Source organism: Niastella sp. OAS944, from assembly GCA_024809215.1.
GTDB lineage: Bacteria > Bacteroidota > Bacteroidia > Chitinophagales > Chitinophagaceae > Niastella.
In genome coordinates this window covers 290718-312830 of the sequence record JANUBW010000009.1, presented here as the reverse complement: position 1 = coordinate 312830, position 22113 = coordinate 290718, and the positions used below count along the sequence as shown (strand labels likewise).

General features: G+C 44.1%; 16 protein-coding genes. 2 read left to right on the top strand and 14 right to left on the bottom strand.

Features of this window, described 5'->3' with window-relative positions; all coding sequences use genetic code 11:
- Positions 1 to 13: 13 nt before the first annotated feature.
- The gene (locus GGD38_RS29490) at positions 14 to 796 is read left to right on the top strand and encodes a GNAT family N-acetyltransferase (RefSeq protein WP_375302664.1); all 783 of its coding nucleotides are present in this window, start codon (positions 14 to 16) and stop codon (positions 794 to 796) included.
- A gap of 528 nt (positions 797 to 1324) precedes the next feature.
- On the opposite strand, the gene GGD38_RS29485 is transcribed toward GGD38_RS29490, so the two are convergent.
- On the bottom strand, positions 1325 to 1648 hold the full coding sequence (locus GGD38_RS29485) for a hypothetical protein (protein WP_375302665.1): 324 nt from the start codon (positions 1646 to 1648) through the stop codon (positions 1325 to 1327).
- Positions 1649 to 1777: 129 nt separating this feature from the next.
- On the bottom strand, positions 1778 to 1939 hold the full coding sequence (locus GGD38_RS29480; protein WP_375302666.1) for a hypothetical protein: 162 nt from the start codon (positions 1937 to 1939) through the stop codon (positions 1778 to 1780).
- 449 nt (positions 1940 to 2388) lie between these two features.
- Here GGD38_RS29480 and GGD38_RS29475 point away from each other — a divergent pair, with 449 nt between their 5' ends.
- The gene (locus GGD38_RS29475; RefSeq protein ID WP_375302667.1) at positions 2389 to 2886 is read left to right on the top strand and encodes a hypothetical protein; all 498 of its coding nucleotides are present in this window, start codon (positions 2389 to 2391) and stop codon (positions 2884 to 2886) included.
- A 21-nt stretch (positions 2887 to 2907) separates the two neighbouring features.
- On the opposite strand, the gene GGD38_RS29470 is transcribed toward GGD38_RS29475, so the two are convergent.
- The 12 genes from GGD38_RS29470 to GGD38_RS29415 all read right to left on the bottom strand — a co-directional run bounded on the left by GGD38_RS29470 (position 2908) and on the right by GGD38_RS29415 (position 22061).
- A complete protein-coding gene (locus GGD38_RS29470) occupies positions 2908 to 3183 on the bottom strand; it encodes a hypothetical protein (protein ID WP_375302668.1) in 276 nt (91 codons plus the stop codon).
- Between the two features lie 276 nt (positions 3184 to 3459).
- Positions 3460 to 5880 carry a glycoside hydrolase family 2 TIM barrel-domain containing protein gene (locus tag GGD38_RS29465; RefSeq protein ID WP_375302669.1) on the bottom strand — a complete coding sequence of 807 codons (2421 nt, stop codon included), beginning with the start codon at positions 5878 to 5880 and terminating at the stop codon, positions 3460 to 3462.
- 118 nt (positions 5881 to 5998) lie between these two features.
- A complete protein-coding gene (locus GGD38_RS29460; RefSeq protein ID WP_375302670.1) occupies positions 5999 to 7363 on the bottom strand; it encodes a YeiH family protein in 1365 nt (454 codons plus the stop codon).
- A gap of 36 nt (positions 7364 to 7399) precedes the next feature.
- On the bottom strand, positions 7400 to 8839 hold the full coding sequence (locus GGD38_RS29455) for a phytoene desaturase family protein (RefSeq protein WP_375302671.1): 1440 nt from the start codon (positions 8837 to 8839) through the stop codon (positions 7400 to 7402).
- Positions 8840 to 9038: 199 nt separating this feature from the next.
- Positions 9039 to 10283 (bottom strand): sulfite dehydrogenase, encoded by a 1245-nt coding sequence (soxC, locus tag GGD38_RS29450; protein WP_375302672.1) that lies wholly within the window; start codon positions 10281 to 10283, stop codon positions 9039 to 9041.
- A gap of 30 nt (positions 10284 to 10313) precedes the next feature.
- Positions 10314 to 10958 (bottom strand): c-type cytochrome, encoded by a 645-nt coding sequence (locus GGD38_RS29445; RefSeq protein ID WP_375302673.1) that lies wholly within the window; start codon positions 10956 to 10958, stop codon positions 10314 to 10316.
- A complete protein-coding gene (locus GGD38_RS29440; protein WP_375302674.1) occupies positions 10918 to 12576 on the bottom strand; it encodes a hypothetical protein in 1659 nt (552 codons plus the stop codon). The genes GGD38_RS29445 and GGD38_RS29440 overlap by 41 nt, the downstream gene beginning before the upstream one ends.
- 18 nt (positions 12577 to 12594) lie before the next feature.
- Complete coding sequence (locus GGD38_RS29435) at positions 12595 to 13935, bottom strand: DoxX family protein (protein WP_375302675.1); 1341 nt, start codon at positions 13933 to 13935, stop codon at positions 12595 to 12597.
- Between the two features lie 416 nt (positions 13936 to 14351).
- Positions 14352 to 15695: a RagB/SusD family nutrient uptake outer membrane protein gene (locus GGD38_RS29430; protein ID WP_375302676.1), complete on the bottom strand. Its 1344-nt coding sequence runs from the start codon at positions 15693 to 15695 to the stop codon at positions 14352 to 14354.
- Between the two features lie 22 nt (positions 15696 to 15717).
- The gene (locus GGD38_RS29425) at positions 15718 to 18852 is read right to left on the bottom strand and encodes a SusC/RagA family TonB-linked outer membrane protein (RefSeq protein WP_375302677.1); all 3135 of its coding nucleotides are present in this window, start codon (positions 18850 to 18852) and stop codon (positions 15718 to 15720) included.
- A 582-nt stretch (positions 18853 to 19434) separates the two neighbouring features.
- Complete coding sequence (locus tag GGD38_RS29420) at positions 19435 to 20514, bottom strand: cellulase family glycosylhydrolase (protein ID WP_375302678.1); 1080 nt, start codon at positions 20512 to 20514, stop codon at positions 19435 to 19437.
- Positions 20515 to 20528: 14 nt separating this feature from the next.
- Positions 20529 to 22061 carry a sulfatase-like hydrolase/transferase gene (locus GGD38_RS29415; protein ID WP_375302679.1) on the bottom strand — a complete coding sequence of 511 codons (1533 nt, stop codon included), beginning with the start codon at positions 22059 to 22061 and terminating at the stop codon, positions 20529 to 20531.
- Positions 22062 to 22113 lie beyond the last annotated feature (52 nt).

The following is a 22113-nucleotide window of genomic DNA, read 5'->3' as shown; positions in this document are numbered from 1 at the left end:
TATATTAGTGCTTATGCCAATAATACACAAAGCAGATGAGCTATTAACAAAAAGACTGGCGCCGCTGTTTACAGAACACCACCGGGTTGACTTTGGCATTGACAGTATACTGGAAGGACAAAGCGGAAAACAGATAAGCATAACAGTTGATGACGTTGCCAACCCTTCGGTTGCATTACTGAGATATGGAACGTTTGGCATTTTTGGTGGTAATGCCACACATGCTAACGCCCCTGCACTTTTGCAATCAATTGACCTGCCCTGCGCCATTCAACCTTCACCCGAAGCATGGATGAACCTGTTACAGAAAAACTATGCAGACAAAATAAAAAAGATAGAACGCTTTTCATTTACACATGAATTCATTGATGCCGGTAATGTCACGGGGATTATAAAACAACATCCATATTCAAATAGCCTTCATGAAATAGATACTGCCACGGCACATGCTATGGAAAATGAGGAATGGCATAAATATCATTTGCTTAACTACAATTCTTCAGCCGAATTTGCCATTAATAGTTTGGCCCATGGCGTTACTATTGATGGAACACTTGCAAGTGTTTGCTCCGCTGCACTACGTTGCGCACAAGGCATAGAGCTGAATGTAATAACGCTGCCTGCATATAGGAACAAGGGACTGGCGGAGTTGGTAGCTGCAGCTACTATGGCAAAGGCCATTGAACAGCATCTAATTCCACATTGGGATGCCGCCAATGAACGGTCGGCCCGGTTGGCGATGCGCCTGGGTTTTAAACCAACCGGTTCTTATTTTACATATTATTTACCTCAATGACGGAAGGAAATTAATACCAGTTCATTTTCGAGACAGTTGACAACATCTGTACCGATCTTTTTAATGATGTGCAATAGAAGTTTGGGAGTAAAATAGTAAGAAGGGTTGCTATTACAAATGTTCGGCTAATAAATATTTAATCACGAGTTGTGAGGAGGTCGTTTAATGCAAAAACCTCCCGGTGTTGGGAGACTTTACTATTAAGTTTATTATTTGGTTACTTGGGGAATGACTTTATCTTCGATAGATTGAGATTAGCTTCCTCAAGTTTCTTTAATAAAGATGGTCCCGGCTTCAAATTATCCAACCTGGGGTCATAAATAAAATTAACCTTCTGATCGAAGAGACTTTTTTTCTTTCTTTTGAACAGCCTTTTAATTAGCTTTTTCATGAAGTGAAATTAAACATTTTTTCTTTTGATAAGAAACGCATTGATTTCCATGTTTTTACAAAAAGACACAAACTCTTCCCCACTCTTCACCTGGCCATAAATTTCAAATATCCCAGACAATTCTTCCAGATTTATACCTACTGCCATCGGTAAAGCCTCGTTCGTTCTTTTGTACTTCCCTGAAAAAAGATTTGCCTTTCAGGGTACTTACGCGTATACTGGTCTATCACCTTTGCCAACGTAGCTAATATTTTATTACGGTCACCATTATCACTTACTGTAGTATCATCAATTTCGCCATCGTCTAAAACATTTCCGAATGCCAAATTATAAACATATGGTATTGGGGTAGGAACAAAAAATACACATTTTGGTATTGCACCATTTTTCCCAATGCTTACAAATTCAAAAGTATTAAGATTACGTCCCTCACGAATATCTGTATAGGCATCGTAGTTCATAATTCACAAAAAATACAACTTAATTCAACACTACCTATAACAACCACGACCATCCCAACATTTATTGTCCAAAATCAATTTGCCAAATCAGTAAAAGATTATCGAACTCACATCAATAACGAATGAGCTTTACAATGTATTACTAAGGCTACGATTAGCTTCTTCCAATTTCCTTAATTCAAAAGGCCCAAGCGCGTAATTTTCTAAACTACGTTCATAAACCACGTAAGGCTTTTCTTTTAACCATCCTTTCTTCTTTTTCCTAAATAATTTTCTGATTAACTTCTTCATAAAATAAATATACCTCAAAAAAACACACACTTATTCCCGTTATATCATTTGTTGTCCAAAATCAATTCATGCAAACTCATTTTATACACAACATAACTCAACAAATATTGATGACTAATTTCGATGAACTTTTTAGCTGAACCCTATTACTACTACAGTAATACAAACACCATCAATCGCAAAAACCCCACGTAATAATCCAACCCTAAAAACCCGCTCCAAAGCCCACTTGAAACTTTTTTTTAAATTATTCTAAAACAATTATTTCAACCCCATTTGACCGCTTAACGGTTTAGCATTTTCTCAACCCATTGAAACACAGTATCAACGCCTTAGAATAAGATTAGAACCCCTGCTACCATCGCTTACGGTGAGAAGACCTTTTTTTAGTCGCCTATTGCACATTTAACAAATCGTGTGTACATTTAATAAAACCCATTCGTATGTATATGAAAACACGGTTATTTACTCTGTTGCTCGCAACCCTGGCCGTTCCTGCTCTGGCTCAGCAGAAACCCACTGCTCAGTTTGCCAGTAACAAAACAGCTGCACCAGCTGCGCCAATGATTAACTTCGAAAGCCAAAAATTTCAGATAGATTCAGTAGTCCAGATTGCTGAAGGCGGTCAATTCTTAGACCATGCTTCTTTCAGAGGCAAGGCCCGCGAAGGCAAATACTGGGTTGAATGTTTCTACAACAAAAAAACAAAGGAGATATTGAAAGCCAACTATATCTTCACTACAGACTCTACAAACTTCAGCAAGTGTTTTTATTTCAAAAACAACAGCGTAGTTAAAGTGTTTGACAACAACACCACTAACTACTACCAGGTTGGTAACGTAGTATTGACAGAGCAGGGTACTCCCGCCAATGCTGCTTTAGCAAAGAAGTTCAGTGAGCTCATCACCGATACATTCCAGGCGCTGCACGCTGGTTTGTTCCCTTAATCATTTGACGTTATTTACCATTCATTTTGGTATGACAATAAGATGTTTTACAAGCCCTCCCGGTACATCGGGAGGGCTTGTAATTTTATATACGTGGCTTGTAGGCAGTTTTACTTCGCTTGTAAGATGTTTTGCACGGCTTGTAAGCATATTTACATCGCGCGCAAGATGCATTGTATGGCTTGTAAGTACATTTGCTCCGTTTGTAAGATGATTTACACGGCTTGTAGGCATATTTCCTTCAGCTTTAAGGTGATTTACATCGCCGATAAGCACATTTTCTTCAGCAATAAGCATATTTACATGAACAGCAAGCTTGGTTGCCAGGTTTGCAAGCTTGATTTTATAGTTCGCCCGCTTGCTTGACCTGTAAGTTCACTTGTTTGCCTTGCTGGTTCGCTTATTTGTCTTGCAGGTTCACTTGTTTGCCCTGCTGGTTCGCTTATTTATCTTGCAGGTTCACTTGTTTGTATCGCCGGCCCCCTTGTTTGCCTTGTCAGTTCGCTTGTTGGCCGTGCCGGTTCGCTTGTTGAGCTTACCGGCCCGCTTATTAGCCAACACAATGCCCTTATTTTACTTAACGATCACATCAACAGTGGCCGGTAACAACCCTTCGGCCTGTGCCTGTAGCTTTATAGCTCCCGGTTTTCCGTTTGATTGTATCACAGCCAGGGCTAATCCATTAAAAGCCTTCACTTCGTTGGCCTTAAATGAGTCTAAATTGGTTTGACAACCATTGTCGACCCCTGCAACAAAGCCGGAACCGGTTATTTTAAACTGAACTTTATTAGCAGCATCGGGCACCAGGTTACCATCCTTATCAACCACCTTCACCGTTACAAACGACAGGTCTTTTCCGTCTGCCTTTATTGCACTTCTGTCGGCCTGTAAGATGATCTTTGCAGGTGCACCTGCCGTTTTTATTACCTTAGTGGCAACCACTTTACCCTCTTTTTTCGATACGGCTTCTACCTTACCGGTTTCGTACTGCACGCGCCACATCACATACAGATCATCACCCGTTTTCTTTTTAACGCCCTGCGATTTTCCGTTAATAAACAGTTCTACTTCATCGGCATTGTTATAATACGCCCACATATCAATTGTTTGTCCCGGCTTCCAGTTCCAATGCGGAAACAAATGCAATACATTCTTAGTAGTGAACAAACTCTGGTACAAATAATAAACATCCTTTGGAAAACCGGCCAGATCTACAATACCAAAATACGAGCTGCGCGCAGGCCATGGATATGGCGTTGGTTCGCCCATATAATCAAAGCCTGTCCACACATACATACCACTGATGCTTTCATGTTTCAGGAACATACGTAAAGTAGCCAGGTGCGATGAGCCCCAGGGGGTAAAACAATTCTCGTATGCCGAACAGGTAAGATCGGGATTGGCGCCTTCAACCGGCAGATCCCAACGCCTGGGCCAAATGCGCATACTATCTGACGGCATATCATAATGCCCTCTTGATTGTAATGCAGAAACTGATTCGGTAACAATAAAAGGTTTGCGGCCCCATGTTTTTTGTACAGAATCAGGATGCCAGTCAATATGATGATAATTGTAACCAATAAGATCGTTGATATCTGATTTCAACAACTGGTTCCAACCCTGTACATGATTATTGGCAGTTACTGTTGGCCGGGTATCGAGACTGCGTACGATCTTTTGCATTTCCCTTAAATATATAACACCTGAGCTATCGCCTTTTTTACCGCCCTGCTCGGGGATCTCATTTCCTACACTCCATATAAATACCGATGGGTGGTTGCGATCGCGTTTAATTTGATCGGTAAGGTCTTTCTTATACCATTCATCCCAATCGTTACTATAATCATATTGGGTTTTGCTGCGCTTCCACATATCGAACGCTTCATCCATTACAATAAAACCCATTTTATCGCAGAGCTCAAGTAATTCTGGTGCGGGCGGATTGTGCGATGTACGAATGCCATTCACTCCCATATCTTTCATTATTTGCAGCTGACGCTCCAGTGCACGGGTATTGATGGCCGTTCCCAAACAACCCAGGTCGTGGTGATTACACACCCCCACTATCTTCACTTTTTTACCATTCAGGAAAAACCCTTTATCAACATCGAAATTAAAGCTCCTGATGCCGAACGGCGTTGTATACTCATCAACCACCTTTCCACCTACGATCACTTTGGTTACAGCTTTATACAAATAAGGGTTCTCTATACTCCACAATGTTGGCGATGCAATACTGAACGATTGCGTAGTAGTTTGAAATGCGCCGATATGAATATTTTTCTGCGACTGCGTAGCTACGGGCTTACCCGCGGCATTGATAATGGTTGTTGTTATATCAAAATAGCCGCCGGTTCCGTTGATATTTGTGGTAAGATTTACTGTTGCCGCTGATGCAGACACTTTTGGCGTGGTTACATACGTGCCATAATTATCAACAAATGTGGTGTTTGTTTTTACAAGCCAAACATTTCTATATATACCGCTGCCGCTATACCAGCGGCTATTGGGTTGTTTGCTATTATCGACCTTTACCACAATGACGTTTTTCTCGCCACCATATTTCAGGAAAGAAGTAAGATCGTAGCGGAATGAAATATAGCCATTAGGGCGAACACCACAAGAGTGTCCGTTGATGAACACCTCGCTATTACAATACACCCCATCAAAATCGATAAAGATGTTTTTGCCTTTGTCGGTTGCCGGCAACGTAAACGTTTTGCGGTACCAGCCTAAACCGCCGCGTAACGCGCCGCCACCGGTACCGGTAGGACTGGTTGAATCAAATGGCAACTCGATGCTCCAATCGTGTGGCAGGTTAAGCTTTCGCCACGAAGCATCATCAAAAGAAGCTGACTGAGGTTTGTCGGCTTCACCCAGGTGAAAGGTCCAGTTCTTATCAAAATCTTCGCGCACCCTGGTGGCCTGAGCAAAAAGAGAATACTGTAAACAGATGGAACAAAGAATGAGCAGGAAAAAATGTCGTAACTGCATGGCAATCTTTTCGGGAATGGTGACAGATATTTATTTCGGGCGTGAAATTACGTATCCGTCACCAAAATCCGGGGGTCCAATTGTTTACACCTGGGGGTGTAAATCGTACATCTTTTAATTATTTGATATCTGGTACGGGTAGCAGCACACCGCCAAACAACAAATAGGCCCAAAGCAGGGTCCAGATGATATTGAACAATTGGGCGGAAATAAATGCCACTGCCGGCCGGCCACCATCGGTTTTTACCAGATCGGCAAACCGGGCTTCTAACCCAATAGCCACAAACGCCAGGGCAAACCATACGGTGCGCAAACCTGAAAAAACAGGCCCCACGGCCGATGCCAATTCAGTTGGTATTTGGAAAGAAAAAAGAAGTGATGCGGCAACAAAGCCCAATACAAACTTCGGAAAACGCTCCCATACAACACCCAGTCCGGGCTTTTCGGCGCCTTCTGTTTTTGCACCTTTTCTATACGTCCACCAAAGGGCAATAAAGAATGCTGCAATACCTATCAAAACGTTTTGAGAGAACTTAACAATTACCCCGGCCTTTACAGCCTGTTCGCCCACCTGTTGAGCCGCAGCCGAAACCGATGCTGTGGTATCGAGGGTACCGCCCAGCCAGGCGCCGCCTACTACTTCGGAAAGTCCTAAAAATTTGCTGAGCCAGGGCTGTATCACCATCATTGGAACAGCTACCAGCAATACCAGCGTTGTAACATACGACAACTTCTTTTTATCGCCTTTAATAGCGCCACTGGCAACAATAGCCGCCGATACCCCGCAAATAGATACTGCCGAAGCGAGAATAACACCAAACTCGTCATCAACTTTCAGCTTGCGGCTTATCCATAATGAAAAAAACCAAACAACAGCCACCACCAACACCGATTGCAATAAGCCCGGCAAGCCGGCTTTTATTATATCGGTAAATAAAATGCTTGTTCCATATATCACCAATCCGGTCTTTATAAAAAACTCAGAGCGCGCTGCTTCTTTCAACCAGGCCGGAACGGTGGTTAAATTGCCAAGCAACAACCCAAGTATAAGAGCAAAGATCACATACTCAAAACCGTAGTAATTCACCACTTTGTTGCCTGCAATTATCATAGCTATTACAGCCAGCACGTAAATGAGTAAAAAACCTTTTACATAATTCTTAATACTTCCGCCAGATAGCAATATGGCAACGCCCGACAGTACCAGAATGATCACTCCGGTTAGCAGGGCCAATAAAAGATTATTGGGTGATAATACCTTATTCAACAGATCACTGCTGGTTTCCCATTTATAGGTGGGTAATGGCAATTTAAAACCGGGCACCCAGCTGGTTAAAGCCAGTATGGCTATTATTATAACACCGGCAATGGTTACAGCCCAGTAATCTTCAGTAAAAGAGCTGAAGAAACTTTTCTTTGCCGGCACTGGTTGGTTCTCTTCGCTCGCAATTACACTTTCTACGTTCGCGTTCTGGTACGACATGTTATGATTGTTTGTATACGTTCAGGAATCTCGTTGTTACAATTTAGGGATTTCTTTTAAACCAAATACATCGTGCAGGGCTTTGCGAGCTGCATGAAAGCCACACATTCCATGCACGCCGCCACCCGGTGGTGTACTGGATGAACAGATGTATATCCCTTTTGCCGGTGTGGTATAGGGCGACCAGCGAATAGCCGGCCGTGTATACAACTGTCGCAAATTGATGATACCGCCGTTTATGTCGCCACCGATATAATTAGGATTATACGCTTCCATTTGAGCCGTGTTCATGGTATTCTTACCAAGAATACAATCCTTAAATCCCGGGGCAAACCGTTCCACCTGGTCTTCTATGGCTTTTGTCATATCAACGGTTGATCCATGCGGCACATGGCAATACGCCCAGGCGGTATGTTTATTTTGCGGCGCACGGGTTTTATCAAACACACTGGGTTGCGCCAATAATACAAAAGGCTTTTCTACATGTGTGCCTCTTGATGATAATTGTTCACCCGCCACTATTTCTTCCAGCGTATTTCCAATATGCACCGTTCCTGCCTGGCGGCATTCCTGCGCTGTGAAAGGCACTTGTTCGCTCAGTGCCCAATCTATTTTAAATACACCCATGCCATACTGATAACGTTGCAGTTGTTTTTTATAAATAGAAGAAAAACGTTCACCGGCAATTTGTAATAATTGTTTTGGCGTTACATCGAACAACAGGGCTTTTGCTGAAGGCAGTTGACTGAGCGAACGTACATATTGCCCCGTTTCTATCTTTCCGCCAATGGAAATAAAATAAGATGCCAATGCATTGGCAATCGATCCTGATCCGCCTTTTGGTACGGGCCAGCCTTTTAAATGCGCAGCCACCATCAAAACCAAACCAATAGCCGAAGTGGCGGCATTTGTTAATGGTTGAATGGAGTGCGCAGCCATACCTGCCCACAAACCTTTTGCTTTGGCTGTGTTGAATTTTTTAGCCAGATAATTGGCAGACGTTAACGCCGGCAGCCCAAACTGCGCCATTGACAATGGATGTTTGGGAAAATGCAAAGGCCCCAGTATATCTGCTGCAATGGAAGGCCATATGTTCAATAAGGGCTGAATTAATTTTGTATAATTTCCGGCATCTGCACCAAGCAATTGCGCGGTTTCCGTTAGCGAATGTTTTAACACAGCGGCAGTACCATCATCAAAGGGATGCGCCGCAGCCACATCGGGATAAACAAATTCCAGTCCATGCTGCTCCAATGGCAGCGTGGTAAAATAAGGCGATGCCGCCGCCATGGGATGAATGGCCGAACAGATGTCGTGCCAGTAACCAGGCAATGTTATTTCTGTTGTTCGCAATCCACCGCCAATCGTATCTTTTCCTTCCAGCAACAGCACCGATAAACCAGCCTGCTGCATAGTAATAGCAGCAGCTAATCCATTTGGGCCGGAACCTATTATTATTGCATCATATGTATTCAAACTATCTTAATTGAATAATTTAGAAATCATTTCATTCATTGAAAACAGCTTAAAGCTGTAAGCCGAAAGCCTAAAGCAAATACAGAAAACAGCAGCAAGCTTAAAGCCACAAGCCGTAAGCAAATACAAAATACAGCTTCGCGAACCTGAAACCCGAAACTTAAAACTAAGAACTAAAAGCTACCTCCCCTTTATCAAATTAATTCTCCGGTTTAAACAACACTCGTCCATCGCGCTGCACCAACCAACTGGTCACAGGGTTCAAATGATACCCACCCATATCTTCACCGCGGGCTTCTTTTAACTGTTTCATCGTTGGCTGTACATAACCGGTTTCATCAATGGCTCGGCTTAGGATCTCGGCTTCCCCACCCTTCCATTCCCAAAGGTAACGGAATGCGGTATGGGCTTTATCAAGCACCGGGTCCTGCAGCTTCGCCGTGTTCCAGGTCCTTCCACCATCTGTGCTAATTTCAACTTTATAAATTTTACCGCGGCCACTCCAGGCAATTCCTCTTATCTCCATCCAGCCTTTTTGTATTTGCTGCGGATAGGCCGGATAAGTTACGATAGATCGCGCATCCATCACAAAACTAAACTGCCTTATCTTTCCATCCTTTACACCTTCGGTGTATTTTGAAGTTTCTTCACGGGTCATCCAGGGTTGATCACTCAACTCAATGCGCCGCAACCATTTTACACTGGTATTGCCTTCCCAACCGGGCAATAACAATCTTGCCGGGTATCCTTGTTCAGGCCGTATGGCTTCGCCATTTTGTGCATAGGCAATCATCGCATCTTCCCAACCTTTACTTACCGGAACGCTGCGTGTCATCACAGCCGCATCGGAACCTTCGGCCAAAAACCAGCTTGCTTTTGGTTTAACGCCTACTTCGCGAAACAGTGTTGAAAGCATTACGCCCGTCCATTCACTTTGACTGGTCAATCCACAGATCTCCTGCGGCGTCATGGTTTCTTTACCACTTCTGTAGTTACCCGAACATTCGAGAAAGAATATTCTTGTTACAGATGGAAAACGTTTCAGATCGGCCAGGGAGAACGTCAAAGGCTTATCAACCATACCATGTATGGTTAAGCTATAATTATTGGGGTCTATCACCGGCACCCCGGCATGATGGCGTTCATAATGCAGATCAGATGGCGTGATGGTACCGAACAGATCCTGCAGTGGCGTGCGCGAAGAAGTATCGGATGTTTTCTTTACGGGCTTTTCAAATTTTGAGCGGGTACCCACTTCGCCCGGTGGCGGCCCTAATACTTTTGTAGGATCGCTTATTTTCAGTTCTGCCTGCGTAATGGCTTTTTGAACAACCTGTCCGTATGATGATTTCAGCAACACCACAGCTGCTGTAGCTGCGCCGCCTAATAAGATGCGGCGGCTAATATGCCTACCTGGCTTTCTATCTTTTTCCTGTTCATTCATGTTTACCATAATTAAGCAATCAACAATTCACTACCGTACCTCGTTACCACCGCGCCGGTCATCGTTTACAAACCGGTGTTGCGCAGGCATCACTATTTTCGGCAGGGTTTGCGCATTTATCACTTCAGTTTCCTTTATCACTTTGTTTGCTGCTAATAAAAATGCCGTCAGGTGATACACTTCTTCATTGGTCAATGTACCGGGTTCGGTATAAGGCATGGCCCTTCGTACATAATCGAATAACGTGGTGGCATAAGGCCAGTAATTACCAATAGTTTTATTCTTTTTTCCGGGATGGTCGCTGATCAACACCGGTCCCGGTAATTTTGCATCGCCCGAGGTTGTATCGGTACCATGGCAGGCCACACATTTTGTCATATAGATCGTTTTGCCAGTAATAGCCGTTCCTTCACCGGCAGGCAAACCCACGCCATCGGGACGAACATCGATATCGATCTTCTCAATGTCAACGGCTGAAGCCGGACGGCCAAGCCCAAATGAGGCCGGCCATCCGGTGGTATCAGCTTTCCTACTAGAACTTTCTTTTACTAAATCAGGGCGCGGACCAGGGTTTGTGTTGCACGACATAATGATAACAAGTATGCAACCTATATATGCTTTGTTCATAGTGATCTTAATACTTTCCTGCCTGTAAACTGCTTTCAGATAAGGCATAATGACGATTTACCCGGTCTAACACCACGTAAATAGAATCTTTGTTCTCATTTATACCTCGTAATACCACATGCGAACCATCGGTGGTTTCATAATGCAATATCATTCGATTTCTTTTTTCATTTTTAGGCGCTTCCGCAAACTCGCGGTCTCGGCGGGTAGAGGCCGCACGTGGATCTATCTTCGTTACTTCATTGCCGATGTTCTTCCAGGCTTCTTTAGGAATGAAATTATCAACTGTATCTTTTTTCCTTTCCGCCTTTGCTTCATTGCCCACCGCCCCACCATCGCCACCAACGCTAGAGGCCCTGTTTCTTCTATCCGGCACTTCTTTGAATTTATCCTGCAGGTACAATACGTTATTTACGGTATCGGCGTAATAATGAAATACGTGTTGACCGCCACCTACGCCTGCAATTTCAAAAGTGCGGTTGATATCGCGTTGCGGATCGCCGCCACCATTTGAAAGGTCCAATGCAGTTGGTTTATTGATGCGATAGGTTAAGCTGGTCCATTTTTCAAAAGTAGCTTCCTGCCAGCGAACCGTATCTGTAGGGTCATAAGGGATCACTTTATTATTCACCCTAAACTCCGTCACCGCATAATTACCGCGCAATGCCTGTACACCTGCTACGGATGGTTGTTTGTACGGATCGTACCAGAAGTTGATCAATTGTAAATAGAAGAATACTACCAGGAACACAAACAAGGTAAGCGCCTTCAACCCCACCCTGCTGTACTGTTGCCATTTCTTTGTGAACGCCGGATAGAAATTCACCGGCACTGTATATTTTTCCAGAATAAGCAGGTTATACAATTTAGGTACATCGTTCACTAATAAGAAGGCCGAGAGCAATACAAAATAACTGCTGTACACATGCACGCCGCCATCATAGGCAAAGTTCACATATACGATATCGGCCAGCGCACCAAATAATAATATAGAACCAATAGTAGTGGTTCTGCGGAACAATAACAATGTGCCTGCAGTTACTTCAATTACACCGGCAAAGATCTGGTACCAGGGCACCACCCCTATAGATAACCAGTATAATTTTTGCGCAGTAAGATCGCCTACATTGGTATTCAGCACACCAAATGAAGGATACGGCATTTGCACCGGCAGCAGTTTGGTAAAACCAAAACCAATGATACCAATACCGGCACGGTAACGAACTACCACCCGCAGCCAGTAATAAGCCAGGTTGTATTCTTTTCGCTCTGTCTTTTTTCGACGCACGACCCAGGTCCATATAAAGCCGCCGGCAATAGCTACAATAGCTGTAATTATCCAGTTAGCATAACCCACCAGTGTACTTCCAAACAATTTATTGCCAAATAAATTTATTCCTGAACCAAAACGGGCTATATCATATAGATCGCGGTAGTGCAGGTTCGTCCAGTCTATATTAAAAACGATCTTGTACCATTCGGCGCTATTAGGAATGGAAATACTTACAAAAAAAATGAAAGCGATCCTGAACCATAACTTTTGCCGGGCTGTCCAGGTAGAAGCAACCGCAGCCACCGCTTCTTTTTCTGGCTGTTGGTGGCCATTACCATTGACTGGTTTTGCAACCGGCGCGGCAACCATATATTCGTTTTGTGTAATTGACATAGTTTTTGGTTTTATGGCTTATAGTTTTAATGATTTACCACGGCCTTCACGTTCCACTTCCTTCAGCAGATATTTTTTATTGATCCGCTCCAGGGTGGCAAATACCGAATCGCGGTGTTCGTTCACACCATACAATACAATAGTGCTATCGTTGGGCCTGTTATAATGAAGTATGAGCTGTTCGTTCTTATAAAACTTATTCTTATTCTGCAACGTCAATACCCGTTGTGCTGAATCCTCAGTATAGCTGTAATAATGCCGGCCGATGGTACCTTCCAGTTCATAGGTCTTATCATTATCTGCCGCCGTTATTTTTTCTACATTATTTGAATCAATTACAACTGGCCGGTTTGAGCGGATGCTGATGGTATTCCATTCTTCAAACACCACATCCTGCCAGCGAACAGGATCGTTCTTGGAATACGCAAGTGTATCGCCATTGATGCGGAATGTTTTTACATTATAAATACCGCTCACGCTCGGCAATCCTTTTGCAACGGGGAACTGGTACGGATGGTGTTTATAACCGGTAGCGGTTTTAAAACTGTACAATAAAACAAAGAAGAAGATAAACGCCAGCTTTAAAATGGTGCGGGCATACACCTGCCATTTTGCAGTGAATACAGGTCTGAAGCGGTTGGGTGTTGCGGGCTTTTGCAAAACGATGAGGGTTGTAATGCGTTGCAGGTCCCAGAACAGCACAAATAAGGCGAGAACGATCAAATATAAACTGTACACCACCTCGCCGCCTTCATAGGCAATGTTCGACATGAATACGTTGCCGGTGAACAATAGAATGATCACGGCGCCAACCGATGCCGTTTTCCTATATAACAGCAATAAACCGGCAGCCACTTCTACAAAACCCAAAAAGGTTTCATAAGAAGGTACTATACCAAGGCTTATTGAAAATAATTTCCAGCGGGTAAAATCGCCGTAACTGGTATTGAGGTTACTAAGCGAAGGATAAGGCGATTGCAGGGGAAATACTTTGAGGAACCCGTAAGCAATAACGCCTATAGCCAGCCGGTAACGTACAATCACCCTGATCCAGTAGTACAGATTGGTGTATTCTTTCGCCTGGCTACGATCAATAAAGGTCCAGGCGATTGTACCAATAGCAGCGATGGCCGCTACTATAAACCAGCCGGTAAAATGTTGCGCACCGCCAAAGAATTGCGGCATATAGTGCGCCAAAACAAAAATATCGTTGTATCGCAGGTGTAACCAGTTAATGGAAAATACCTGTTGATAGTATACCCAGTCTAATGGTACCGACTGAATAAGAAAGTAAATAAAGAAGAAACGGAAGGCTATTTTTTCATAGCCTTTCCATTCCGTGGTATGTTGTGTACTCATTTGGTTTAGTTTGATTTTAAGTTTGCTTTTTGATATTTGATTCCCGGTTCTCAGCAACTAGCAAACGTTAAACGGCAATCGGCAATCGTGAATAGGCAATGGCTCGCGAATCTTAAACCCTCGCGTGTCGTGAAACGTGAAACGGCAAACGGGAAATTGAATACAGCCGAAAGCTAAAAGCTAAAAGCCTAAAGCAAATACAGAATACAGCTGCAAGCTATAAGCCGCAAGCGAATACAAATACAGCTGCGCAACAACTTGAACCCGAAACTTGAAACCTGAAACCAGAGAGCGAGTTCCGAATTAATGAACTAAGAACTTAAAACTAAAAACTTCGAACTGTATTTCCCTCCATCAACTTTATCACCTTTTCAACCACTTGTTAACTCGTCAACCCGTTAACTCGTCAACTTCTATCAATAACTAAAATTCTGCTCAAGCGATCCATCAATCAACACTTCGTTTGCAGGCACGGGCAACACCCACTTATTCTTATCGTTAACACCTAACACGGTACCGGCACGGTCGGTACGTACCAGATCGAACCAGCGGTGCGGCTCAAACGCAAACTCTATTCTTCTTTCGTTCTCTATTGCCAGTAAAACATCATTCTGTGTGGCAGCAGTGCTGTTTGCCAATCCGGCACGACTGCGTACTGCATTCAGGTCGGCCAGCGCTTCGGTCAGTTTGCCGGGTTGGTTCGCCCGCGCTTCAGCCCTGATAAGATATTGTTCTGCTATGCGAAGCACATAGGCCGGGTCGGTAGCCGGACTGCGATAATATAAGTTACCATACCAAAGCCCCTGTGATGTTTTTGCCACAAGTGCGCTGCGGTTGCCGCCTATGCTGGCATCATTTACCAATGTAAGGAACGCATCACTGGGCGCCCATTGTCTTGTACCATTATTGGCCGGTGGTTGCCATTGGTTACGATGGCCGTTGGTATAGGTACTGCTGTATGACAATTCAAAAATCGATTCCTGGGTATTAACAACGTTGTTAGCGAAGAAAGCGCTATAGGGTTTCACCAACTGGTAGCTGGCTGCATCGCCCAGCAGTTTGGTTGCATAGGCTTCGGCCAATGCATACTCCTTTTGATACAAATGATATCGTGCACGCAAGGCCCACACTGTTTTTTTGGTAGCGCGTACGCGGTTGGTTGTTTCGGGTAACAAAGGCTCTGCAGCAGTAAGATCGCTTAACACCTGCGCATAGGTTTCGGCCAAACTACTGCGTTGTATACCTGTTTTATCCGATGCTGAATTAGTAGGCGTTAACGCCAGTTGCACTCCGCCCCAGGTACGGGCCAGGTCAAAATAAGCCAGCGCCCGTACAAAATATGCTTCACCTGTTAACTGGTTCCGCAACGTTTGCGTAAATAACGGATCTGTTACATTGGGTACTTTGGCAATAATGTGATTGGCGCGGTTGATGGTAGTGTAAATAGCGCTCCATGCACTCGCAATATTCGCATTATCGGCTCGTACATTATGTGAAATGAATTGTTGTATGATCGATTGCGAACCCGTCCATTGTACGTTGTCGCCACTTAAATAACCAATGGATTGAAAAGTAACCCCATAATAACCATCGGCTGAAAGCGCGCGGTACAAACCACGGGTAGCAGTTTCTGCTGAAGTTTTGTCAACGATCGTTTGTCCATCCGATACTGAATCAACCGGCTCCACTTCCAGAAACTTTTTGCACGAAACCAGTGACACCGCAGCCAGCACCGGAACTATATATTTAAAAGCATTCATGTAATTATTTTTTTTGAGAGGTTTACAAGGTTACATTGATACCCAACTGTATAGTACGGGGTTGTGGTGGCGTACCCAGATCGAGGCCCTGCACATTTTGTACAGCAGTTACGTTCGACTCAGGATCGGGGCCGGTGTATTTTTTGATCCACAACAAATTGCTACCAATGAAATAGAGTCTAACATTTTGAATATGCGCCTTCGATACAATACGTTGGGGCAAAGAATATCCAAAGGTCAACGCACTGAATTTGATAAAGGAACCATCTTCGAGGAAACGGCTGTTCTGCTCAAGCGTATAATTATTTCCGTATGCAGTCAGTCTTGGTACATCAGTGATATCACCGGGCTTTTGCCATCTGGCTAACTGACTGGCCAGTAACACGCGGTTGGCATCGCGGGTACCGCCGCCTTCACCAAAAAAGCGGTTCAGGTTAAACACCTTGTTGCCGTATTGATAAGTAAATGAAACCCCGAGGTCGAAATCTTTATAGCGCAGGTTATTGGTAATGCCACCAAAGAACTTTGGAATTGCGCTGCCCAGTATCTGGCGATCGGCCACTGTAATAGATCCGTCTTTTGTTACGTCCTCAAAAACAGCAGTGCCGGTTTCCGGATCAACATATTGTTGTTTATATAACCAGAATGAATACAATGGATGGCCTTCCTGTAAACGAACCCAGTCGCGGTTATAATAGTTAACAGCAGTAGGCAGTTTTTCAATCTTGTTGGTATTGCCAGAGATATTGAAACTGGTTGTCCAGCTGAAATCTTTTTTACGAATGTTATTAGAGATGATGCTTACTTCATATCCTTTGTTGCTGATCTCTCCGGCATTGGATGAGTAGGAATTAAAACCGGAGATCGCATTTATTGGTAATTGCAACAGGGCATCGGTAGTATACTTTGAATACAAATTCACTTCTACACTCACTGCGCCGTTGAAAAGGCCCACATCTACACCAATATTCGACTGGCGGGTCTTTTCCCATTTCAGATCGTCATTGCCTAATTGCTGTGGCGCTGTACCCGGCTGATCGCTGCTGCCGGCAACATCAGGATATCCTGCACCGCCGTTCCAAAGCCCAAGTGCTGCAAAGTTGTTGATACCATTTTGGTTACCAGTGAGGCCCACGCTGGCGCGCAGTTTAAGATCGCTCAACCAGTTCACATTTTGCAGAAAGTTTTCTTCTCTTATGCGCCAGGCAACACCCACAGAGGGGAAGTAACCGTATTTATTGTTCGCGCCAAACCGGCTCGATCCATCGGCACGGATACTTGCCTCCAGGAAATATTTACCACTGTAGTTATAATCAACCCGTGAAAAGAACGATACCAGATTACCCTTCGCAAACTTTTGAGAAGAAGGCCGGTTAGCGGCTGATGCAATTGACCTGAATGAATTATTGGGGAAACCCGATCCTGATAAAGAATCGGTACGTAATGAATTGCTTTGAACAGAATTACCCACTAATATACCGAAGGTATGACCGCCAAACAGGTTCTTCCGGTAAGAAAGCGTTTGTTCGTTGATCCAGGTGGTATTTTGTGTTTGAATAGATGTAGCGAGACCATTGGTTGGCGCTGCACCTAACTGAGTTTGGTTATTCCAGTATTCCGATTCGTTGTAATGGTTATAATCAACGCTAAAGCTGGTACGGAATTTCAGATCAGGAATAATTTCCGCATCGGCATAGATATTACCAATGTAACGTAAGCTGATGGTATTTACATCGTAATTATTTATGAGCACATCGAGGTTATCGAAACCTGCCCAACGGGCCGGTGTACCGTCGGCATTGGTTTCGGGTAAATAAGTGGGCGTATGTAATGCAGATTGCAACAAACCACCGGCAGGACCATCTCCTGAACGGGCCTGGTTACGGTAGGTTCGGTAAAAACTGTTACTAACGCCCACCTGTATCTTTTCGTTCACTCGTTGATCGAGGTTCAGCTTAAAGCTGGCACGGTTAAAATCGATGGGTTTTATGTTCGCTTCCTGACTTGTGTAGCCTGCGCCCAAATAATATTTGGTTGCCTTGCTTCCGCCCTGTAATGAAATATCATAATCACTCAGCCTGGCTGTACGGAATAATTTGTTCAGCCGGTCGTACGTGTTCTGATCTTGCGGCAATCCACGCGGAGCAGGTGTTGCCGTTGGATTATCGGTAAGGGCGCGAAATGGCAGGTATTTATATTTTGTTATACCGGCGGCATCATTGGCAGTCAGGGCATCCTGGTATGAATTGGCATAAAACTCATTTACCAGCTCTGCATGTTCGGGCCCTGTGGTGAGCTTCCATAACTCCGCCGCTTTTGCCCAACCGGTAGCCGCTTTGATATTTACTTTAGGGGCTGCATTATAATTACCCCGTTTGGTAGTAATAATGACAACGCCATTAGCGCCACGAGCGCCATAAATGGCAGTGGCATTGGCATCTTTCAGCACTTCGATGCTTTCAATATCGGCAGGGTTTATATCGGCAATGGGTGAGGTAGCGCGGCCACCGGTATTTACAGTTTGTAAACTGGTGTTATTAATAAATACGCCATCTACCACATATAAAGGATCATTGCTGGCATTGATTGAGGTTGCGCCACGCACCCGAATAAAGACCCCATCACCGGGAACGCCGGTGTTTGAATTGATCTGCACTCCTGAAGCCTTACCTTGTAACTGTGCATCAACGCCAGCCACTGGTAATTCTTTTACTTCTGCCGCATTCACCTTTGAAATAGAGCTGATGAGGTTTTTTCTTTGCTGGGTACCATAACCAACCACCACTACATCATTCAATTGTGAATTGGTTTCGTGCAAAGTGATCACGATGTCAGTAGCCTGGCTGATAGTGATCTCCCTGGGTTGATAACCCACATTGGTAACTACAAAAACACTTGGCAGTCTTTGACCGGTAACGAATTTAAAAGCGCCTTTTTCATCGGCCGCCACCTCGTGCGTTGTGCCTTTAATATGAATGGTTGCGCCGGGCAATGGGGCTTTGGTTTTATCATCTATAACCCGGCCAGAGAGAATAATATTATCCGTTCCGGTTTTAACAGTGGGAGCAGGGGTATTTTTTGCCGGGTTTTCCTGAGAAAACACAATATACGGCATAAGCAGTGCAGGCAGAAGCCATACACTAACAGCTTTTGTCATTATCTTTGTTTTGGTAATTAAACAATAAGGCGGGGCAGACGGGGACTCGCAATCACTATCTGCCCTTAACGCCTTGTTTGCGCCGGGATTGCTCGCAACAATTCCGGCTCTTTTTCTGAAACGAACAAACCATCATGGACCGGCACGCCCAAAAATTGACCAGGTCATAACTTCTTCAAATATTTTATGTAAAGCGTTTACTTTCTTCAGATCATGTATGGCCAAACAAGGGATAAGGTCAACGGAATTGTTCAGCAACAACAACTGGTACAACAGCAACAACCTGCTGCTTTTAGTGCAGGTACAGGGGACATGGATATGATGTTATGATGCAACATGAGTGCAGTACTTTACTAACCCGGTCAACTAGGCCAGATCAATTCAGATTTTATATTTCCGTGTTAATTCCTGCACAATATTAGATAAACTTACTTAGTCTACAAAATTAGTGGGTTTATTAATCTGAATTTTAATCTCTCTTAATTCCAACTACAGCTGTTTCATTGGTAAAAACGCAAAAGGAGCACCTTTTTCAGGATGCTCCTTTTGCGCTAAAAAACAGCTGTTAGTATTTTAGCTCATTTATTTCTTTGATTTATCGGTCAATTCTTTAATTACTCTTACCTCATCTTTACTAAAAGGAGTACCGTCCTGTCTAAGTATATCGTGGAACCAAAGCGGTGGTTCTTTCATGTTTGGAAGCGGGGTATCCCAGGCAAAAATGGTATTGGTTTTACCACTTACAAATCCCCAGTTAATAGCCCCTACCTTTTCTTTCTTCAGCATAGTCATTATCGTTTGAAATACACTGGCATTACGACGCGCCATATATTCGGTACAAATTAACGGGCGTTTAAATTTGCGCAGGGTATCGATAGCATTTTGATGATGGTCTATATAATTATAATTGTGATAGGTTATTACATCTGAATTTTCAAGCTGGAATTTATTCAACTCCCTGAAATTCGCGTTCTCACTCCATAAACCTGCCGATACCGGTTGCGATGGATTTACTTCACGCGCCCACTGAAATACCTTTTGTAGTAACGGCATGCTTTTATTGAACTGTTTGTTATTACCCGGTTCATTGTACAGGTCCCACAACAAAATACGCGAGTCGTTCTTAAAGGTGGTGAGCAGGTCCTTTACATATGCTTCCAACACTTTAATAGTATCTGGGTAACGATACACCATGGTACCGGGGTCGCGCACCCAGCCTGAGTTATGGATGCCGGGTTTGGGGTCTGGTTGTTTGCCAACCCAGGCGGTATCATTCCAGCAATCGTCGAAGATCACAAACAGGGTTTTAATACCATGCTTAGTACTAATGCTTAAATAAGTATCGAGCCTTTTTTTGAAGCCTTCTTTATCGGCCGTCCATAATAAATGGTGCAGGTATACGCGCATTACATTAAGACCAAGCGCTTCTGCCCAACCCAGTTCTTTGTTGATAGTGGCGGTATCGAATGTTTCGGGCTGAAACATTTCCAACTGATTAATGGCCGTTGCCGGTTGATAATTACAGCCACGCAACCAGCCTTGTTTTGCATACCATTCATTGGCCTTTTGTTCCGTCCAGCGTGGTGCGGCTGTTTGCGCCTGTGATCGTACTATAATAAAACATAAGAATGCTACCCACAAAATACGTTTACATGTAAGCATAGTTTACCTGATTTTTATCTGCCTTTTGAATTTGTTGCTGATTGTATATCCTTTAATGCGGTTTGAAGCTGTTGTACTATTTCAGCATGCTGAGCGGCCACATTATTTTTTTCGCCTGGGTCGCTTTGCAGGTCATACAACTGCGGCTGCTGTTGCAACCCGCTTTCTATCTTTTTATTTTTTAACCAATCGGGCGTGCCTTTGGCCTGCGGTGCAATGTATTTCCAGTTACCGTACCGAATGGAAAGGGTGAACGATTCTTCCAGCATATATTCCGGTTTGGTGTTGGCAGCGCCTAACAATACCGGCAATACATTTTTACTATCCGGGCCTGCATTTCCGGTTAACGGTTCACCGGTCAATGTAGCAAGCGAGGCCATCCAGTCAACCTGCGACATTAAAGCGTTGGAGATGCCCGGTTTTATTGTACCCGGCCAATACGCGATAGTAGGTACGCGGGTACCGGCTTCAAAGGCACTGTATTTACCACCGCGAAAATCACCGGCAGGTAAATGCCCGCCGGCCTTTTCTATGGCTTCATCGCTATACCCATCATCGAGTACGGGTCCATTATCACTTGAAAAAATGATGAGGGTGTTCTTATCGATTCCCAATCGTTCAATCTCTTTGGTAATGGCGCCGGTTACCCAATCCATTTCAAGAATTACGTCGCCGCGCCGGCCCATAGCGTTCTTACCCAAAAAACGTTCATGGGGTGTGCGGGGCACATGTATATCGGTAAGGGCCAGGTATAAAAAGAAAGGATTGTTCTTATTATTATTGATAAATTCTTTGGCCTTTGCAGTGAACACATCGGCCATATCTTCATCGCGCCATCTTGCTTTTTTGCCGCCGGTCATATACCCAATGCGACTGATGCCATTTATAATGGTATTGCTGTGCTGCGTATCGGCTTTCATCTTTAGCAACCCGGGGTTGCTCAATCCCGTTGGCTCCTCGCCTATCTTTTCCTTATAACTTACATATATGGGATCAGTAGTGTCTGCATTATATACGTTGTGCCCTTCTACATATACACAAGGCACCCTGTCTACCGTGGCAGGTATAACAAATGAATAATTGAACCCCGTTTCCAACGGGCCGGGGCTTATCGGTTTGTTCCAGTCGATAGTACCGATGCCCATACCTAAATGCCATTTGCCCACTACCGCCGTGGTATACCCCCTTTTTTGCAACATCGAGGGCAGGGTTTCTATGCCCTGTGGAATCAACAAAGGTGCATCACCGGGTAGAATGGCAGCATTGTTCCTGAATGCATACATACCCGTTAAAAGGGAGAATCGTGAAGGCGTGCAGGTGGCGGCAGTGCAATGCGCATCGGTAAACTTCAAGCCGTTTTGTGCAAGCCGGTCAACATTAGGTGTTTGCACTTTCGTAGCGCCATAACAACTTACATCGCCATAACCCAGGTCATCGATGTAAATGATGATGATGTTGGGTTTGGTGGTGGTCGCCTTCTTTTGGTCCCTGCACCCAGTGAGGATGCATAGAATACTCAGGAGACATATAATGTTTTTATATAGCATACGAAGTTAATTTCTGATTTTGAGATTTAGGGATTTTGAGATTTCTTTCACT

Excerpts from the sequence above, each read along its gene's own strand:
- GGD38_RS29490 (WP_375302664.1), top strand. The coding sequence starts at position 14 with ATGCCAATAATACACAAAGCAGATGAGCTATTAACAAAAAGACTGGCG.
- GGD38_RS29485 (WP_375302665.1), bottom strand. The coding sequence starts at position 1,648 with ATGAACTACGATGCCTATACAGATATTCGTGAGGGACGTAATCTTAAT.
- GGD38_RS29480 (WP_375302666.1), bottom strand. The coding sequence starts at position 1,939 with ATGAAGAAGTTAATCAGAAAATTATTTAGGAAAAAGAAGAAAGGATGG.
- GGD38_RS29475 (WP_375302667.1), top strand. The coding sequence starts at position 2,389 with ATGAAAACACGGTTATTTACTCTGTTGCTCGCAACCCTGGCCGTTCCT.
- GGD38_RS29470 (WP_375302668.1), bottom strand. The coding sequence starts at position 3,183 with ATGCTTATTGCTGAAGAAAATGTGCTTATCGGCGATGTAAATCACCTT.
- GGD38_RS29465 (WP_375302669.1), bottom strand. The coding sequence starts at position 5,880 with ATGCAGTTACGACATTTTTTCCTGCTCATTCTTTGTTCCATCTGTTTA.
- GGD38_RS29460 (WP_375302670.1), bottom strand. The coding sequence starts at position 7,363 with ATGTCGTACCAGAACGCGAACGTAGAAAGTGTAATTGCGAGCGAAGAG.
- soxC (WP_375302672.1), bottom strand. The coding sequence starts at position 10,283 with ATGAATGAACAGGAAAAAGATAGAAAGCCAGGTAGGCATATTAGCCGC.
- GGD38_RS29445 (WP_375302673.1), bottom strand. The coding sequence starts at position 10,958 with ATGCCTTATCTGAAAGCAGTTTACAGGCAGGAAAGTATTAAGATCACT.
- GGD38_RS29440 (WP_375302674.1), bottom strand. The coding sequence starts at position 12,576 with ATGTCAATTACACAAAACGAATATATGGTTGCCGCGCCGGTTGCAAAA.
- GGD38_RS29435 (WP_375302675.1), bottom strand. The coding sequence starts at position 13,935 with ATGAGTACACAACATACCACGGAATGGAAAGGCTATGAAAAAATAGCC.
- GGD38_RS29430 (WP_375302676.1), bottom strand. The coding sequence starts at position 15,695 with ATGAATGCTTTTAAATATATAGTTCCGGTGCTGGCTGCGGTGTCACTG.
- GGD38_RS29425 (WP_375302677.1), bottom strand. The coding sequence starts at position 18,852 with ATGACAAAAGCTGTTAGTGTATGGCTTCTGCCTGCACTGCTTATGCCG.
- GGD38_RS29420 (WP_375302678.1), bottom strand. The coding sequence starts at position 20,514 with ATGCTTACATGTAAACGTATTTTGTGGGTAGCATTCTTATGTTTTATT.
- GGD38_RS29415 (WP_375302679.1), bottom strand. The coding sequence starts at position 22,061 with ATGCTATATAAAAACATTATATGTCTCCTGAGTATTCTATGCATCCTC.